Origin of the sequence: Parvibaculum lavamentivorans DS-1, assembly GCF_000017565.1 — a bacterium.
Classification (GTDB): domain Bacteria; phylum Pseudomonadota; class Alphaproteobacteria; order Parvibaculales; family Parvibaculaceae; genus Parvibaculum; species Parvibaculum lavamentivorans.
The window spans coordinates 3195949-3210344 of record NC_009719.1 but is presented as its reverse complement, the minus strand read 5'-3'; the positions used below and the strand labels follow the sequence as shown (position 1 = coordinate 3210344).

The 14396-nt window shown below is 63.1% G+C and carries 11 protein-coding genes and 1 tRNA gene; 3 read left to right on the top strand and 9 right to left on the bottom strand.

Features of this window, described 5'->3' with window-relative positions; genetic code table 11:
• Positions 1 to 10: 10 nt before the first annotated feature.
• Complete coding sequence (locus tag PLAV_RS15295) at positions 11 to 250, top strand: hypothetical protein (protein ID WP_012111935.1); 240 nt, start codon at positions 11 to 13, stop codon at positions 248 to 250.
• A 171-nt stretch (positions 251 to 421) separates the two neighbouring features.
• Here the strand turns inward: PLAV_RS15295 and PLAV_RS15290 are convergent, their stop codons facing one another.
• The 4 genes from PLAV_RS15290 to PLAV_RS15275 form a co-directional block, all read right to left on the bottom strand.
• Positions 422 to 3151: a valine--tRNA ligase gene (locus tag PLAV_RS15290; protein WP_012111934.1), complete on the bottom strand. Its 2730-nt coding sequence runs from the start codon at positions 3149 to 3151 to the stop codon at positions 422 to 424.
• 106 nt (positions 3152 to 3257) lie between these two features.
• A complete protein-coding gene (locus PLAV_RS15285) occupies positions 3258 to 3917 on the bottom strand; it encodes a DUF2497 domain-containing protein (RefSeq protein WP_012111933.1) in 660 nt (219 codons plus the stop codon).
• Between the two features lie 173 nt (positions 3918 to 4090).
• Complete coding sequence (locus tag PLAV_RS15280) at positions 4091 to 5485, bottom strand: TolC family outer membrane protein (protein ID WP_012111932.1); 1395 nt, start codon at positions 5483 to 5485, stop codon at positions 4091 to 4093.
• Between the two features lie 147 nt (positions 5486 to 5632).
• Positions 5633 to 6295 (bottom strand): protein-L-isoaspartate O-methyltransferase family protein, encoded by a 663-nt coding sequence (locus tag PLAV_RS15275; protein WP_012111931.1) that lies wholly within the window; start codon positions 6293 to 6295, stop codon positions 5633 to 5635.
• A 217-nt stretch (positions 6296 to 6512) separates the two neighbouring features.
• Between PLAV_RS15275 and PLAV_RS15270 the strand changes: the two genes are divergently transcribed.
• A tRNA-Cys gene (locus tag PLAV_RS15270) sits at positions 6513 to 6586 on the top strand.
• A 21-nt stretch (positions 6587 to 6607) separates the two neighbouring features.
• On the opposite strand, the gene PLAV_RS15265 is transcribed toward PLAV_RS15270, so the two are convergent.
• The 3 genes from PLAV_RS15265 to PLAV_RS15255 are packed head-to-tail and all read right to left on the bottom strand — an operon-like array spanning position 6608 to position 9715.
• Entirely contained in the window at positions 6608 to 7933 is a 1326-nt protein-coding gene (locus PLAV_RS15265) for an O-antigen ligase family protein (protein ID WP_012111930.1), read from the bottom strand.
• A 1-nt stretch (position 7934) separates the two neighbouring features.
• Positions 7935 to 9155, bottom strand: coding sequence for a glycosyltransferase (locus PLAV_RS15260; RefSeq protein WP_012111929.1), 1221 nt, complete (start codon positions 9153 to 9155; stop codon positions 7935 to 7937).
• A complete protein-coding gene (locus tag PLAV_RS15255; RefSeq protein ID WP_012111928.1) occupies positions 9155 to 9715 on the bottom strand; it encodes a polysaccharide biosynthesis/export family protein in 561 nt (186 codons plus the stop codon). Before PLAV_RS15255 ends, PLAV_RS15260 begins: the two co-directional genes overlap by 1 nt.
• A gap of 267 nt (positions 9716 to 9982) precedes the next feature.
• Between PLAV_RS15255 and PLAV_RS15250 the strand changes: the two genes are divergently transcribed.
• The gene (locus PLAV_RS15250) at positions 9983 to 12199 is read left to right on the top strand and encodes a GumC family protein (RefSeq protein ID WP_012111927.1); all 2217 of its coding nucleotides are present in this window, start codon (positions 9983 to 9985) and stop codon (positions 12197 to 12199) included.
• A 7-nt stretch (positions 12200 to 12206) separates the two neighbouring features.
• On the opposite strand, the gene PLAV_RS15245 is transcribed toward PLAV_RS15250, so the two are convergent.
• The gene (locus tag PLAV_RS15245; protein ID WP_012111926.1) at positions 12207 to 13118 is read right to left on the bottom strand and encodes a cupin-like domain-containing protein; all 912 of its coding nucleotides are present in this window, start codon (positions 13116 to 13118) and stop codon (positions 12207 to 12209) included.
• Positions 13102 to 14394, bottom strand: coding sequence for a GNAT family N-acetyltransferase (locus tag PLAV_RS15240; protein WP_012111925.1), 1293 nt, complete (start codon positions 14392 to 14394; stop codon positions 13102 to 13104). The genes PLAV_RS15245 and PLAV_RS15240 overlap by 17 nt, the downstream gene beginning before the upstream one ends.
• Positions 14395 to 14396: the final 2 nt, after the last annotated feature.

The following is a 14396-nucleotide window of genomic DNA, read 5'->3' as shown; positions in this document are numbered from 1 at the left end:
GAAACCTGGCATGCAGGGATATTTGTTTGTTCTCGATCCGATTGCGCTGATTGCAATCGTCGCGGTGTTGGTGATTCTGCTGCCGGTTTTGCTCTGGCTCGGCATCACAGTCTTGTGGATCACACTCGGCCTTCTCGGCGGCGCCTTCTCGTATTTCTTCCTGCTCTATCTTTTCGGTATTCCCGCACTTGCCATCATCGGCGGCATCACCGTGGCACTGATGATATGGGGGGCGCTGTTGCGGGGGTGAGGAACGCGGGAAGCACCACCCCATAGGTGTCATCCCGGCGAAAGCCGGGACCCATTGGCTCCCTCAGCAAGAGCGGCTGTGCACGGCCTTAAAAGCCACACTCCATCCTCATCTTCGGAACAAGGCTCAATGTGGATTGGGTCCCGGCTTTCGCCGGGATGACACTATTTTTCAGGCAGCGCCCGCGAGCCGCTTCAGCGCCTCGTTGAACTTCGCCATCGCCGCTTGTGCGTCGGCCTTGCGTTCGCGCTGCTCCTCGACGACCTGCTCCGGCGCACCCGCCAAGAATTTGGCGTTGCCAAGCTTCGCGTCGATCTTCTTCACTTCGTCTTCGAGCTTGCCGAGTTCCTTGCGGAGACGCGCGGTTTCGGCGGCCACGTCGATGAGGTTTGCGAGCGGCAGGATCAGCGTCGCTTCGTCCAGCACGAGCTGAAGCGCGCCTTCCGGAACGGATGTCGTCACCACAGCGCTTTCGAGACGCGCGAGGCGCATGATGAGGTCGCGGTGACGCTCGAAGCGCGCGAGGCTTTCCTCGCTCGCATCCTTGATGAGAAGCGCGATCTTGGCGCCCGCCGGCACATTCATCTCGGCACGGACGGAACGGATTTCGGTGATGAAGCGGATCACCCAATCCATCTCCTTGTCGGCCGCGGCATCGCCGAGCCCTGTGTGAAGCGGCCATGCCGCCTTGACGAGCAGCGTCTCGCGCTTCGGGCCAACTTCGCCCGTGCGCTGCCAGAGCTCTTCGGTGACGAAGGGCATGAAGGGATGGAGCATCAGCAATATCTGGTCGAGAACCCAGGCGGCCGTGGCGCGGGTTTCGGCTTTCGCTTCCTCATTGTCGCCCATCAAAAGCGGCTTGATGAATTCGAGATACCAGTCGCAGAAGACGTTCCAGACGAATTTGTAGGCCGCGTTCGCCGCGTCGTTGAAGCGGTAGGCTTCGATGGCTTCCGTGATTTCGGCGGCGGTGCGCGCAACCTCGCCGACGATCCACTTGTTGACCGTCTGGCTGAGCTTCGCGGGATCGAAACCCTCTACGCGGGCGCATTCGTTCATCTCGCAGAAGCGCGCGGCGTTCCAGAGCTTGGTGCCGAAATTGCGGTAACCTTCGACGCGGGATGTCGCAAGCTTGATGTCGCGGCCCTGCGCGGCCATGGCGGCCAGCGTGAAGCGGAGCGCGTCGGCGCCGTATTCGTCGATGAGTTTCAGCGGGTCGATGACGTTGCCCTTCGTCTTCGACATCTTCTGGCCCTTCTCGTCGCGGACCAGCGCATGGATATAGACGGTGTGGAACGGCACTTCCTGCATGAAGTGCAGACCCATCATCATCATGCGGGCGACCCAGAAGAAGATGATGTCGAAGCCGGTGACGAGCACGTCGGTCTTGTAATAGCGCGCGAGTTCCGGCGTCTTGTCCGGCCAGCCGAGCGTGGAGAAGGGCCAGAGGCCGGAGGAGAACCATGTGTCGAGCACGTCTTCGTCGCGCGTGAGTTCGACGCTTTTGCCGTAGTGCTTTTCCGCTTCGGCGGCGGCCTCTTCATCGCTATAGGCGACGAAGACATGACCGTCCGGCCCATACCATGCCGGAATGCGATGCCCCCACCAGAGCTGGCGCGAGATGCACCAGGGCTGGATGTTGCGCATCCACTCGAAATAGGTCTTTTCCCAGTTCTTCGGCACGAAGACGGTCTGGCCGCGCTCCACCGCTTCAATGGCGGGCTTCGCCAGCGTCGCCGCGTCGACATACCACTGGTCGGTGAGATAGGGCTCGATGACGACCAGTTTTGATTTCTCGTCATGCGGAACCATGACGATCTTGTCCTCGATGCGGTCGAGGAGACCGAGCGCCTCGATGTCAACGACGACCTGCTTGCGCGCCTTGAAACGGTCCATGCCGCGATAAGGCTCCGGCACTTCGTCGTTGAGCTTGCCGTCGGGGTTGAGAATGTTGATCTGCTCAAGTCCCTGCCGCTTACCGACCTCGAAGTCGTTGAAGTCATGTGCGGGCGTGATCTTCACCGCACCGGAACCCTGCTCCGGGTCCGCGTGTTCGTCGCCGACGATCGGAATGCGGCGGCCGACCAGCGGCAGCTCCACGAACTTGCCGATGAGGGACTTGTAACGCTCGTCTTCCGGGTTCACGGCGACACCGGTGTCGCCCAGCATCGTTTCGGGGCGCGTGGTGGCGACGACGATGTAGTCGCGCGTTTCGGTGCCGGCGGGATTACCCTCCTCGTCGAAAAGCGGCCACTCATAGGTGACGCCATCCGCGAGCGGATAGCGGAAATGCCAGAAGTGGCCCTTCACCTCGATATTCTCGACTTCGAGATCGGAGACGGCGGTCTGAAGTTCCGGGTGCCAGTTGACGAGGCGCTTGTCGCGATAGATGAGGCCTTCGCGGTAAAGCTCCACGAAAACTTTCAGCACGGCTTTCGACAGACCTTCGTCCAGCGTGAAACGCTCGCGGCTCCAGTCGCAGGAGGCGCCGAGGCGGCGGAGCTGGCCGATGATGGTGCCGCCGCTCTCGCCTTTCCATTTCCAGATGCGCTCGATGAAGGCATCGCGGCCCATGTCGCGGCGGCGGATATTGCCCTCGCCTTCAAGCTGGCGCTCGACGATCATCTGAGTGGCGATGCCCGCATGGTCGAGGCCCGGCTGCCAGAGCACGTCCTTGCCGCGCATCCGCTCGAAGCGGATCAGCACGTCCTGCAGCGTGTTGTTGAGCGCATGGCCCATATGCAGGCTGCCGGTGACGTTGGGCGGCGGGATGACGATGCAATAGGGCTTGGCGCCCGCTTCTACCCGCGCGGGGTCGCCGGCCTGGAAAGCGCCGCTTTCCTCCCAGAGCTTGTAAAGCCGGGCTTCGGCATCCTGCGGGTCGAAGGTCTTGTCGAGCATGAGATTTATCCGTGGAAAAGCGCGCAAAAAAGGGCGGCGCTGCGCCTGTGTTACACAGGCCGCGCCACCCTATCAAGCATTGGAGACTATGAAGCGAGAGGGGGCGTCAGCCTTTGCGACGCGCTACCCGCTCGATTTCCTCGGCGACGAGCCGCTCGACCAGCGAGGGCAGGTTCTCGTCGAGCCATTCCTTGAGCATGGGGCGAAGCAGGTCGCCCACCAGCTCTTCCAGCGTGCGTGAGCCGCCGGATGAGGTCATGAGGGAATTGGCCAGGGCACCAAAGGCCGCGGAAGCGGCGGATTCGGTGTCGCTCGACAGCAGCGGGGAAGCTTTGCTCGGGGCCGAATCGGCACTCATGACAGGCTCCTCAAAGGCGGTTTCAGGTTCGTCTTCGGCAACCGGCTCGGGCTGCGGCGCGATACCGGTGGCAACCGCCGGGGCGGGCTCCGGTTCCGGCTGATAGACCGGTTCCAGCTCCGCCACGGGCTCCGGCTGAGGCTGGGGGACCGGATCGGCGAACTGGATGTCATCGTCGTTGAAATCGGGTTCCGGCATATAGGTCGGCGCGGGCGCGGCCGGCTCCTCCGGCAGGGCCTCGGTCAGCTCCAGAATGTCGTCTTCGACAGGCTCCGGCTCCGGTGCGGGCTCTTCATAGAGGGATTCGGGAGCCGGCGGGGGCGCAGCAACCTCGGACGCCTGCGCACCCTCCTCGGGCCCGCTGTCTTCCGAGATAATCCGCCGGATGGAGGCGAGAATCTCCTCCATCGTCGGTTCCTGTGCCGAGCCTTGATTACTCATCCGTCGTTCCGTCCAGCTTCGAGTCCAGCGGTTCCGCGCTTGTCCGCAACCTCATAAATAACAAGAGAACCTTAGGAGAAGTTGAACAAATTTGCCAACTTCCCCTTAATTCTCCCGGAATTTATCTGTGGACGGTATGCCTATTCGCCGCTGGCGGTACCGAAGCCGATCCACTTGTTGCGGACCTCGCCATAATTCGCTTCGGGATCGTAATACTCGACCGGCAATTCAAGATTGCGCGCCGTCAACTGGCCCATCGCGGCGAGAAGCCCATATTCGGCGACCGCCAGATCGCGCTCGGCACTGACCAGCGCAACGCGCGCATTCAGGAATTCCTGCTCCGCATCGAGCACGTCGAGCGTGGTGCGGGCGCCCACTTCGGATTCCTGCCGCACGCCTTCCAGCGCGATATTGCTCGCATTGGCCTGCTCGGAGGTGGAAGTGATGCTGGCGCGGCTGGCGCGAAGCTGCTCCCAGGCATTCCGCACCGCTTCATCGACCTGGCGCTGCACGGCATAGATCTGGAGGCGGCTCTGATTGTTGATTTCCTTCGCCTCGCGGACCCGCGAATACTCGACGCCGCTCTGGTAGAGCGGGATGGTCAGCACGCCGAGCAGCGAGCTTTCCTCGACATCGCGGATCGTGGACGAGGGATCACGGCCATATTGGTATTGGGCCTGAACGTCGAAGCTCGGCAGCAGCGCACCTTTGGCAACCTTGATCGCCTCACGGCTCGCTTCTTCCGAATAGCGCGCGGCACGCAGTGACGGGTTGTTCTGCGCGGCCAGTGCCCTGGCTTCTTCCTCGGTGGCCGGCAGTCCCTCGAGACGGTTCGGCTTCTCAAGCGTGCCCGGAAGCTGGCCGACGATGCGCTCGTAGAAGGCGCGGCTCGCAGTGAGCTGCGCCTCGGCGGCGATGAGATTGGAGCGGGCAAGGCTGAGACGGGCTTCCGACTGGGCGGTATCCGTGCGCGTGAGCTCGCCGACACGGAAACGGTCCGTTGTCGCATCGAGCTGGCGTTTCAGCACTTCAACGTTGTTACGGTTGAGCTCAAGAACGCTCTGATCGCGGATCACGTTCATATAGGCCTGCACGGCATTCAGCAGCGTCGTCTGCTCGACGCTCAGCAGCGACTCGCGGCCGGACTGCACCGAGGCCTCGGCCTGATCGGTCGCGTTGACCGTGCGCCCGCCCGCAAAGAGGTTCTGGCTGAGCGTGACGGAACCGGAAAGCGGACGGAGATCGTCGCGCGCGCTGGCGCCGTTATTGAGCGTGGTGTCGGTGCTGGTAACGCCATATGCGCCCTGCGCCTGCAGGTTGGGCCGCCAGCCGGACAGCGCCTGCGGCACCAGTTCGTCGGTGGCGCGCAACTGGGCGCGCTGCGCCTGCAGTGTCGGGTTGGTGGCATAGGCCGCGGTCAAGGCATCGATGAGGTTTTCGGCGGAAGCCGGCGTAACGGCAAGAAAGCCTGTCAGGGCCGTCGTGCCGAGGGCGAGCGAAAGGAGGCGGCTCAGGGACTTAGTGGGTCGTTTCATTATCGTTGCTCTCGCAAAAGAGGCGGCTTCGTCCCTCAACGCTTCCGCAGTGAACCAGTCTTCGGCAGGCTAAAGGTAGGAAGAGAGAATTGCTATTGCCAGAGGGCCGAAGAATTGTCTGGAATAGATGCAAAGTGCCATCACTTCTCAGAAAACAAAGCTCTCGACCGGCTCGAACCCGGGCAGGAAGCCGATATTGGCGTCGAAGGCATCGCGTCCGCTGAAGGTTTCGCCCGAGCGGACATAGAGCCGAGCGCGGCCGGAAATGCCGTCGCCGACAACGGCAACGAGACGGCCCCCGTCGCGCAGCTGGTTCTGCAATGCATCCGGCACCGAACCGATCATGCCGTTGATGAAGATGACATCGTAGGGCGCCTGCTTCGCGCAACCTTCCGTAAGCGCACCGGGCAGGACCGCCGCATTGTCGACACCGAGATCGGACAGCGTGGCGCCAGCACTGGCGGCGAGGTTTTCGTCGCATTCGAGAGCGACGACAGTACCGGCAAGGCGCGCGAGAACCGCCGTCGAATAGCCCGTGCCGCAGCCGACATCGAGCACCAGGTCTTCCGGGCCGATTTCCGCGAGCTGCACCATCTTCGCGAAAACACGCGGTTCCATCAGGAAACGCGGCGGCTTGCCGCCGGCGATACGGACGTCCTCGTCCATATAGGCGATGCCCTGGCTCGATTGCGGAACGAAACGCTCGCGCGGGATCGCCGACAGGGCGTCGATCACGCGCCGGTCCGTCACCGAATTGATGCGCACCTGGCTTTCGACCATGTTGTGACGGGCGGCGGCAAAGTCGGTCATGAGCTGTCCTAGAGGGCTGTCCCGGAAATGGCGCGAAGAGGATGGTTCCCGGCGCTTTATACTGGCCCGGACGCCTAAACTCAATTCGCCGGAGCGCGAAAGAGCCCCGCAAGGGCCCGTTAACGGCCCGGAAATGTGCGCGGTCTAATGATCGTTGTACCCGGGCGGCGGAATTGCTATACCCCGCCCGCCCTACCCGGCTCGCGCCGGAGGGAAAGGCCACGTGGCGGAGTGGTTACGCAGCGGACTGCAAATCCGTGCACCCCGGTTCGATTCCGGGCGTGGCCTCCACTATCCCGATCCGGAAAGACGCTAGACGCGGAAGCCGGAAACCGCCGCCGATGCACCCGAAATTCCGGGCGCGGCGCGCGGGGCGGTCATTTGCCGCCGGGCAACGCCCCGCCTCTCGGCGGCGAGCACAGCCCCCCAGAGCATCCCCAGAAGCAGATAGAAGTGCCGCCAGCTGTCGATGTCGATGATCATCGCCTCGGCGATATGGCCGATGAAGGCCGCATAGACGACGATCAGCAGCCCCTGGAACTGATTCTCCATCGAGATTGCCCGCCAGCCCCTGACCGCCGTCATGAGCAGGAAGGCGATGAAGGCAAGGCCCGACAGGAAACCGCCGGCCACCAGGACATGCAGATAGACGTTATGGGTGTCCAGATTGTTGAGGATGGCCCATTGCGCCGGGCCGATGCCGAACGGCCGGTCGAGCGCCATCTGGAAGGCGCGAGCCTGGCTCTCGAAACGGCCATGCTGCGGATCGGTGTCGTAATTCTGCGTGAGCGACGCACGCTCGCTGAAGAGCGCCGAGACTTTCGGGCTCGACAGTGCAACGCCGACAACCGCCACCATGATGAAGGCCGCGAGCGCACCGAAGCCGATGAGACGGAAGGTCTGGCGCGGCGACCGCGAGGTGGCGAGCGTCAGCACGAAAAAGAGAATGCCGGAAAGCAGCAGATTTCCCCACGCGCCGCGCGAGAAGCTGAGAAGCAGTCCGAGCACCAGCAGGCCGAGCGGCGCCACCATCCAGAGCGCGCGGAGCGAACGGGCCTCGCTCAGCTTCAATCCCAGAAAGAGGACCGGCGCGACAAGGAAAGGGCCGAAGACGTTCGGATCGTTGAAGGTGCCGGTGGCGCGGCCGAAGACGAGGAAGCTCTCCGACCCCGGCAAGACGCCGAAATATCCGCCGACACCTAGAAATGCCGCGACGCAGGCCGCCGCCGTATAGGCCCAGAACATCTGCGTGAGACGCCGCGCCGGATCCGCATAGACGAAGGAAGCGAAGAAGAGGAATGAACCGATCAGATAGACCGTCACCATCAGAGACGGCTTCACGCGGTCGAGAAAAAGCGCATCCATCGCGCCGATGCCATAGCCGATAACGACGAGACCCCATAGCGCCGCCGGCCAGCCGAGACCGCGCGGCAGCCTGAGCCCGAGAAGAAAGAACAACCCGACGGTTCCGACCATCAGGATGTCGTAAGGCGTCGGCTGATCCTGTCCCTGCTGCGACTTCACGTAGAAGCCGGTCAACAGAACCAGGAAAAGGAAAGCTTCGCCGATACGGATTGCGAGCGAGGGGCCGCGCATGGGCCGCGCGGGGGCGGAGCCGCCGGTTTGCCAGCCGTCCACGCTATTGCCCCGCACCCGTGAGGCCCGGCGCGACAGGCGCTGCTGCCAAACGCCCGGTATGCGCGAGAAGCCGCGCCTTCCGCGCTTCGAGCAGGCGGTCGTAAAATCCGTTCACACCCTCGACCATCTGGCTCGCCGAAAAATGCGTCATGACGCGTGCGCGCAGACGAGCGGCGGAAGCTGCAGCCGCTTCGGGATCGGCAAGGGCAGCCATCATGGCGGCGGCAAGCGCCGAAGCGTTTTGCGCAGGTACGAGACGTGTCGCATCCGGGCCGAAGATTTCCGCCATGCCGCCGACACGCGTCGCGATGAGCGGGATACCGGCAGCGGCGGTTTCGAGCGCGACATAGGGAAGCGATTCATTCCAGGACGGCATGACCGCAATGCGGCCGAGCCTGAAAGCTTCGCGCGCCGGCATCGCGCCCATGAACTCGAACCGGGCGGCGGAGCCGGCGGTCTTCGCCAATTCCTCGAAACGCGCGCGGTCCGGCCCCGCGCCCACGATACGGATATGCACCGGGCGCGAAAATGTCGAAGCAGCTTCGATCAGTGTGGAGACGCCCTTCAGCATCCGAAGTTCGCCGATGAAGAGAAAGTCGGCAGCCATGTCGCCATGAGGCACCGGCAGGAATTCGTCTTCCGTCAGCCCGTTGTGAATGACGGCGGTAGGCGCACCCGGACGGCCGATCTTGGCGAGATAGGCGGCGCGGCTGAATTCGGATTCGAAGATGAGACCATCCGTGCGGCGGCGCATCAGGCGTTCGGCCGTGTGATAGACGAAGCCCTGCGGGCTCAATGCATTGTAGTGCAGCGAACCGCCATGAGGCGTATAGACACGGACGACGCGGGCGCCGTCGCGCGGCGCAAGGCGCGCAAGCATACCGCCCTTGGCGCCGTGGCCATGAAGAACATCGGGCTTCAGCCAATCGGCCAGCGCCCGAACTTCACGAATATTGACGGCATCGCCGACGCCCGGCAGCCGCCCCATCGGTATGACATGGAGACCGAGGCCGCATTTCGGCGCAAGCTCGGCAAGCCGCCTCGCGGAGACGCCATCATCCGCCGGCGGTTCCGCGCAGATGACGCCCGCCGCGATGCCCGCGGCCTGCTGTCCGGCCACCAGATCCCGCACATGACGGAAGAGCCCGCCCATCGGCAGGCGCATCACATGCAGCACCTTGCGCACGGCGTGCGGATTTTCGCTATGCGCGGGAGACGCCATCAGAAATAGCGCTCCTTCACAAGGATCGTATCTCCCGGCATTACCGGCGCATTGCTGTCGACGCCGAGTTCGACGATACGGTCGCCCCGGTTGCGGGTGATCTTCACCCGGTCGGCATCCGCCCGATAGGTGAAGCCGCCGGCAATGGCCGCGGCGCTCTGCACCGTCATGCCGTTTACAAAGGGATATTGCCCGGCGCGCTGAACCTCGCCGAGAATGAAGAAGGGCCGGAACTGCGTGACCTGGACGCTGACATTCGGGTTGCGCAGCAGTTTTGCGCCTAGTTCGTCCGCAACGGCACGCTCGAACTCATCCGTCGTCATTCCCCGCGCAACAAGCGGCGGCAGCAAGGGCATCGAGATCGCGCCCGTACCGTCGACCGTGAAATCGCCGCTGAGGTCGCTCTGTCCGAACACCACAACGCGAAGCTGGTCGCCCGTGTCCAGCCGGTAGATTTCGCTTTCCGGGACGATCGGGCGCTCCGCGATCAGGCCGCGCTCCGCGCAGCCGGCGGCAAAGGCGCCGATGACCATCAAGACGAGTGCGAGACGGGCGTTCATGGGGCAGACTCTCTTACCGGGTACCGGGAATTCCGGAACAGACGCTAATGCCGGAACGGTTAATTTTTTGGCAATTCGGGACTGCTCCCTCACCCCCGGATGGCGAAATCGCCGGGCTCTCCCTTGGCTTCCGCCATTATCCGGCCTCTACCGTTAAGTCTTCCGTTACCAAAAACCCGTCTACTACGGGCTGGATTTGAACGTGGCGCCACGACCGTTTTCGCAACCCTGTCGCGCGGACGGGAACGGCGCCTGCGAGCGGAACGTATGACCGATACTCCTATCAGTCCCGTAGTCTCATTCGGCGACCGGCGCAGAGCGGCGCCGGATGAAAACGCCGTGGGCGACATTTCGCCATGGGAAGTGCTGCGCGGCGTCTGGGCCCGCAAGGAGATCATCGCCTGTACCTTCGTGGCTTTCATGGCCGTCGCGATCTTCTGGCTGATGACGGTCGTGCCGACCTACACAGTCGAGACACGCATCATGCTGTCGCCACGCGCTGGCGAAATCTCGACATTCGACGCGGACAGCACGCCATCGCTGCCCGACAACGAGACCCTTCAAAGCGAAATTCAGGTACTGACGTCGCGGCCTCTGGCAGCGCGGCTGATTACCGATCTCGGACTGGCAGCTCATCCCGAGTTCAATCCGGCCTTGCGGGCGCCGGGCTTCCTCGGCCGTATTGCGGTGGCCTTCGGCCTCCGGGACCGGCAGCAGCCCACCGACATCGAGGAAATCACGGATGTCGTGCTCTCGCGGCTCGAGGTCTTCCAGAAGATCAATTCACGCGTGATCGCGATCGTCTTCACCTCCGCCGATCCGCGCATGGCCGCCATCGTACCGAACCGTCTGGCGGAGCTTTACATCGCGCAACAAGTGGAACAGAAAGCCGGCGTCAACAGCGAGGCCGCCAGGTGGCTCGCCAGCCAGATCGCGGAACTGCGCGTCAAGGTGCAAGCCTCGGAAGCGGCCGTGGAAGCGTTCCGGGCCAAGTCCGGCCTCTTCCTGACAAACGGCTCGACCTTGCCGCAACAGCAGTTGACCGACCTCAACAGCCAGCTCTCGGTCGCCGAGGCAGACCGCGCCGCCGCACAGGCCAAGCTCTCCAATGCGCGCTCCCTTCTCGCCTCCGGGAATGCGGTCAACTCCGCCGCGGAAGTATTGCAGTCGCCGCTGATCCAGAACCTGCGCCAGCAGGAAGTCGCGCTGCGGGCGCAGATCGCCCAGATGTCCGAGACGTTGCTGCCGACGCATCCGCGCATGCAGGAAAGCCAGGCAAACCTGGACGACCTCGGCAGGCAGATCGAAAAGGAAGTCCACAAGGTCATCGACGCGCTGGAAAACGAGGCCCGCGTGGCCGGGGCGCGCGTCAATTCGTTGCGCGACAGCCTTAATCGCCTTCAGCGCCGAATGGGCGAGGTGAACCAGGATGAAGTGAAGCTGCGCGCCCTGCAGCGCGACGCCGACACCAACCGGTCACTTCTCGAGTCCTTTCTCCGCCGCTACGAAGAGGCCAATGCCCGCGCCGAAGCGGACAGCAAGGCAGCGAATGCACGCATCGTTTCCCGCGCACAGCAGCCGAGCGAGCCGACATTTCCGCGCACGGGCGCCGCGCTGACACTCGCCACCATCGCCGGGCTCATCTTCTCGTTCCTCGTTGCCTTCCTCCTTGAAGCCTTCTCACGCGGCTTCCGCGCCGGCGACCAGATCGAGCGGGCGACCGGCATGCCTTTCCTCGGACTCGTGCCGGAACTTGAAACGCAGAAAGGCAGCGTCTATCCGGCTCTCGACATCGTGCGCGATCCGGCCGGGCTCTATGCCGAAGCCATCCGTGCCCTGCAAGGACACGTGCTGCTGGCTCGCGTCGGCGACCGCCGCGCGCGCACCGTTCTCGTCACATCCGCCATCGCAGGCGAAGGCAAGACGGCGACGGCGGCAAGTCTTGCCCGCGTCTTTGCGATGGGGGGCTATCGCACCGTCATCATAGATGCCGATCTTCGCGATCCCTCGCTTCATGAAGCACTCGGCGCTCGGCGGCAGCCTGGCCTTGCGGACCTCCTTGTCGGCCGCGCTGCCTTCCAGCACGTGATCCGGCAGGACAATGCAAGCTATGCGCATGTCATCCAGGCGGGCACGCCGGTGCCGAACCCGACGGCGGCCCTTGCCTCATCGCAGATGCTCTGGGTATTGAACGCGCTTCAGCAGACCTATGACTACATCATCATCGACTCACCCGCCGCGATGGCGACCGCCGACGCGCAGGTGCTGGCGAAGATTACCGACGTGACGGTGTTGGTGGTGAAGTGGTCGTCGACCAACCGGCGCATCGTGGCCCGCGCGCTGAAGCTGCTGTCGGCAGCGAGCAGCCGCCGCGTCGGCCTTCTGCTGACACGGGTCAATCTCAAGCGGTATCGCCGCTACGCCACCGACGGTCTCAACGAATATCCGCCTCATACCTCGCGGCCGGCAATCGCCGCCCGCTAAACGGGGGTCAGACCGTCGCGGGCGCCGCCGCCTTGCGGCCGAAGAAAAGCGCGAGCGCCTTTCGTTTGTCGCCGACCAGTTTCTTCACGGCGTCATAGACCGGGCGAAGCGTGTTGTAGGCAGCAACCTTTACATCGTCCCATGTTTCATGCGTGCCCGCATCCTGCTGCGGCCAGCCGAGCTTTCGCAGGACGGCATTGACATAGGCGAGCTTGACGAGGCGCTCTGTCTCTTCCGTCTGCCAGGTAATCGAAAATGAAATCGATACGGCATCGCCATTCTTCACCCAATGCGGGTCGAAGATCGGCACGAAGATGCCTTCGCCCGGCGCGATATGCTGATGCGTCGCTTTCGCCTCGAAACCGTCTTCATATGGCAGATTGCGGTGCTTGCCCGGGAAGAGCTCGGTGTTCTCCGCGCTGACGACCTCCCTGTCGCGATGGTCGAAAATCGACATGCGCTTCGAGCCGCGCACCTGAAGAAGAAAGTTGAGTTCAGGGTCCGAATGATAAGGCGTCACATTGCCTGGCGACGTGACGAAAATAAATGCCTGCCGCTGGCGCGCGCCGCCCATCAAACCACCCGTCTGCTCCGCGACCTGATCGAGACAGGCATCGAGCAGCGCCTTGTATTCGGGATCGGCTTCGACATTCTTGATGACCATCCAGGATTTCGTCTCCTCGATGCGCCGCACGGTCTCTTCCGGCGTCAGGCCGTTCGACGGCGTGAGGTTCGGATCCTGGTTCGGCATGACCGGTCCGTTGAATTCAACCTGATCGGCCGGCAGCGACCCGGCGAGGCGGGCAAGCCGGTCGAGAGAGAAAAGCGGATGATCGGCAAGGTGATGCCCAACGCGAAAGGTTTTGAGCGGCATCGGCGTTGTGACGCTGCCTTGTTCGATCTCAATGAGCCTGGTCATGCTCTATCTCCTTGCGGATCCGGGCGTAGACGACACGCAGCCTGGCGCGCGCCAGATCGGCGATGCGCATCATGGCGGCGACATAGGAAACAAGCGGTTTGCTGAAACGATTACCGGATGACACGAGCACACTGCGCATCGGACGGCGCTGCGCCCAGATGTGGTCGATCATCGGGTGATTGGGGATGGCGCAGGAATCCACCCATGCCGTGCGTTCATCGCGAAGAAAAGTGCCGATCAGCTTCATCATGAGAAGCGCGCCGGGCGAGTATTTCGCATAGCTCTCATCAAAGGCTATCTTGAACGTATAGACACCGGCACCGGCGCGGAAACTCGCCAGCATCGCCAGCGGCTTGCCGTCGAGCGTAATTTCAGTGCAATGAAGTTTGCCTTCCGCGGCAGCGCCGATACAGATTTGCTCGAAATATTTCCGCTCGTCGGGGCGAGCCTTCAAGGCGGTGCCGCGCTTGCCTTTCCATCCGCTGGCTTCGAGCTGGAGGAACGCCTTCACCCAGCCGCCGACATCCGCGCCGCCATCATGCGTCGTGAAATCGAGATCGCCGAGCTCCGCAAGCCGGTTCCAGAGACGATTGAACTCCTTGCGCTTCTTCTTGCGCATATGCGTGGCGAGATATTCCTCTTCGCCGAGGTCCGACTGAAGGAAAGCCCGCTCGTGCCGGTCCGTCTCGCGGCAGACGCGGTGCTGCAGTTCGACGACATCCCGAAGCGCGCGGGCAAAGGCGCCATCCGCCTCGAAATTCGGAAACTGGATGAGTGCCGCGCCCGAACGGTCGGCGAAAGAAAGAAAACGGCGAATAGCGAGCTGCTCGTACCCCATACGGAGGAGCGGCGTGGAGATGAAGCTGTGGATATGTTCCCAGACGCGTATGACCGGAACGGGAAGGCCGAAATATCCGCGCGGCGCAACGTAGGGAACAAGGCCGATCAGGACGCGCATACCGTCGCCCGCCGCATCGCTCCACAGCAATGCAACGCGGACGGAGCTGCCCCCTTGCAGATTTTCCATCGCCGCCGCGAGCGTCACGCTTTCGAACTGCGTATTGGTGTCTGTGGAGGTCGCCGCAAGCGCATCGATCTCCTTGCGATATGGCGCAAGCGCATCCGCGCTTTCGAGTACGATCACATCCGCGCTTGGCGGGTGCCCATACATGTAGCGCGCCGCGTGGCTCAGCCTCACAACGGAGAGCGCCTCATCGTCGGCGGCGGAGGTCCGCAGGAAGCCCGGCAGGAACGAATGATGTCGAAGATCTGTCATGA